Origin of the sequence: Saccharibacillus sp. WB 17 (assembly GCF_008634075.2) — a bacterium.
Taxonomy (GTDB): Bacteria; Bacillota; Bacilli; order Paenibacillales; family Paenibacillaceae; genus Saccharibacillus; species Saccharibacillus brassicae.
On the sequence record NZ_VPFK02000010.1, the window covers coordinates 121,418 to 124,496 of the forward strand.

General features: G+C 56.3%; 2 protein-coding genes and 1 pseudogene. All 3 read left to right on the forward strand.

What is annotated here, in order from left to right; genetic code table 11:
• Positions 1 to 85: 85 nt before the first annotated feature.
• Positions 86 to 517: an immunoglobulin-like domain-containing protein gene (locus FTE24_RS23550; RefSeq protein WP_442978159.1), complete on the forward strand. Its 432-nt coding sequence runs from the start codon at positions 86 to 88 to the stop codon at positions 515 to 517.
• Complete coding sequence (locus FTE24_RS03295; RefSeq protein WP_160441630.1) at positions 486 to 2,147, forward strand: FIVAR domain-containing protein; 1,662 nt, start codon at positions 486 to 488, stop codon at positions 2,145 to 2,147. The genes FTE24_RS23550 and FTE24_RS03295 overlap by 32 nt, the downstream gene beginning before the upstream one ends.
• Before the next feature lie 103 nt (positions 2,148 to 2,250).
• A pseudogene (locus tag FTE24_RS22925) lies at positions 2,251 to 3,079 on the forward strand (S-layer homology domain-containing protein); the annotation flags it as partial.

Sequence of the window (3,079 nt, forward strand, 5' to 3'; positions counted from 1 at the left end):
GGTCACGACTTCGGGGACTCCGGTTAATCTGCCGGGTCAAGCGGCCGCGGCTCAACCTTCGGTTCCGACGCCAACGGCCGCGCCGGTGTCTACCCCTGCTCCCACTCCGACACCTGTTCCCACTCCCACGCCTGTTCCTACGCCTACACCTTCCGATCCCGTAATCGTCACGCCGCCGGTCGATTCGAATCGACTGGCCGTCGAGCAGGACCGCGCAAGCTTGGCGATCGGGTTCCAGTCAGGCGACGACGCGGACTCCGTAACGAGTTCGGTTCAACTGCCTCGTATGGGCGAGCAGGGTTCCGCCATTTCCTGGATATCCGACAACGAAAGCCTTTTGTCTTCGAACGGAACGGTGACCCGCGCGGTGTACGGTTCCGGCGATTCGGTCGTCACACTGGCGGCGACGCTGATCAAAGGAAACGTGACGCAATCGCGCGACTTTACGTTGACGGTGAAAGCGGCGGAATTCCCGGTTANAGCTTGTGCTGGAGCTTACGCCGGTAGGCAGCGGTGAAGGCCAAGCGCCCGAACAAGCCGCAACCGCGCTTGCTTTGGCGGTTCGGGCTGCCGAGCAGGTCATCGACAATCGTTTTGCCTCGCAGGCCGAAGTCGATCTGGCGGCAGTCGTGCTGGGATCGGCGATTACCGGCTTTGAACAAGTCTTTGACGGGGTGAACACGCAGCTGCTGACGCAAAAGATTTATGATGCGCAGGCGCTGTTGGCCAATACCCCGGTCGGCGACGGAAACGGCAGCGTCCCGGAAGAAGCGAAGCAGGCGTTCCAGCTCTCCCTGACGAGCGCGCAGGGCGTGGCGAGCAATCCTAATCCGGGCAAGCAGGCGGTGATCGCGGCCCGAATCGCTTTGTCGCAGGCGATTGATACGTTTAACGCATCCAAGATCGTCACCGACAAAAAGGCGCTGTCGGGTAGAATCGACGAAGCGGCATTCCTGCTGAGCGATCTGAAGGTCGGTATACGCCAGGGACAAGTCGCGCAAGCTCCTTATCAGGAATTGGGCACGGCGCTCCAAACAGCCCGGGCAACCTACAACGACGAGACCGTTTCGCAGCAAACGATCAACAACCGTGTCGCGGAATTGAGCGGGAAAATCCAGGCGTTGAAAGATTCGATCGTTCTGACCGATATCGAACTGCTGAAGTCCACAATCTATGCGGCAGAGCTGATGCTGCAGAATACGGTAGTCGGCACCGATCCGGGAAAAGTAACGATGTCGGGAGCGAATGCTTTGACTTATGCGAAGCACGTTGCGATCGTAGTGCGTGACGAACCGGCTTCTACCGCGGCGCAGATCACGGCCGCGATCGACTCGCTGAATCTGGCGGTGGTGGCATTCGAGCAGGCCCGAGTGCCGGAGCTGACGATCTCGCTCGCGCCGAACGCGGAGTTCGTCTTGAACAATACCGAGAGTGCAAAAGTATATATTTCCAATCTGGCAGGCACAAATAACGATACGACCTACCAATACACCATGAGAGACATTTTGGATCTGGTACGGGTGAAAAAAGGCGATCAGGAGCAGTTCCTTAAATACCAGCAGGGATCAGGGGAGTACATGATATACGATGACGCCGCTTTCCAATATGAGACGGGCCGCACTTTGACGATCACCAGCGTTGATCCGGAACTGCGAATCGTCGGAGCGTTTAAGGGGACTGAAATCTCGCAAATCAATCTGTCGGACAACACAAAAGCGAACATCGAGATCAATCTGTTCAAACAAGGCGTCGAAATTTCCGGCGTGAAGATTCCCGTTACGATCAATCACGATAAACCGGTATGGACGAGCGCCGTATACGATCCGAGCACGACGAAGTTTGTACTGACCAGCAGCAAACCGATTGCTCTTGCTAAAAGGGGTTACATGGAGCCGAGCGAGGTCAAATCCTCAAGCGTGACTCTCCAATATTCGCAAACGGGCTGGTTCGAACGTGGATATTTCGAGGAATACCTTGATGTAAAATTCGAGGTCAACGGCAATCAGCTTACGGTGCTGCTAGATCCTAATTTGAAAGGGAAGTACCGGCCTGAAGGCAGCCTGTTCCGCGTGATCCTGAACGATATCACCGACCGTGCCTACAACGAAGCCGATATCCAGAAGTTTGACTTCGATGTGCCTCAATAATTTCGAACCCTTCGCAGCCTTAAACGGCGAGGCTTCAAGCTTGTCCACGTTTTATCGATGTTAAAGTGTACGATATCCCAACCCACCTAGAGGAGACTTGTTAATGGAGATCAATTGGAAAGCCTGGCTGTTCGCAAGCGCCATTTTGACAGCAGCAGCAGGAACAAGCAGTACATCTGCGTTTGCGGCGGCGGCCCCGAGTACGGACGTATCGTTCAATGACCTGACCGGCGTATCGCCGGAACAGACAGAGGCGATCCGGGAAGCGGCCCGTCTCGGGTTAATCAAGGGCTTTCCGAACAACGAATACAGACCGGAACAGGCACTGACGCGCCAAGAGTTTGCGATCCTGCTGGTCAAAGCATTGGAGCTGCCGCTTGCGAGCGGCACGACTTCTTCTTTTACAGACGTCACCGCGGCAAGCTGGAGCGTTCCTTATATCGAAGCGGCTCGCCGGGCGGGTCTGATGAACGGAAGCGGATCGGCTTTCCGGCCGCAATCTTTCGTGTCCCGCGAAGAAATGGCTTCCGTGCTGCTCCGCGCCGTAAACGGGCAAAATACATCCGGCGGATTGACCGTCAACTCCTCCTCGATCGGACCGGTTAGCAGCTGGGCGCGTGACTCGGTCGAAGCGGCCGCCCGCCTCGGATTGATCGAATCTTCGTTCGCGAACCTCAACCTCAAAGGACGCGTGACCCGTGCGGACATCGCGCTGTTCCTCGTCAACATCTTCCCTGAAAAAGAAGTGACGGCTACCGTAACGTCCGTAAGCGGCGATACGATCATGATCGACGGCCGCCCTCTCCTCGTGACGGATTCGCTCAAACGACTGCTGCTCGGAAGCGACAACGTTCAAGCTCTCGAAGGCGCGAAATTGATGTTCAAAACGTCGCGTCACAGCGTGGGCGGAATCAGCGAAATCGAGATCATGG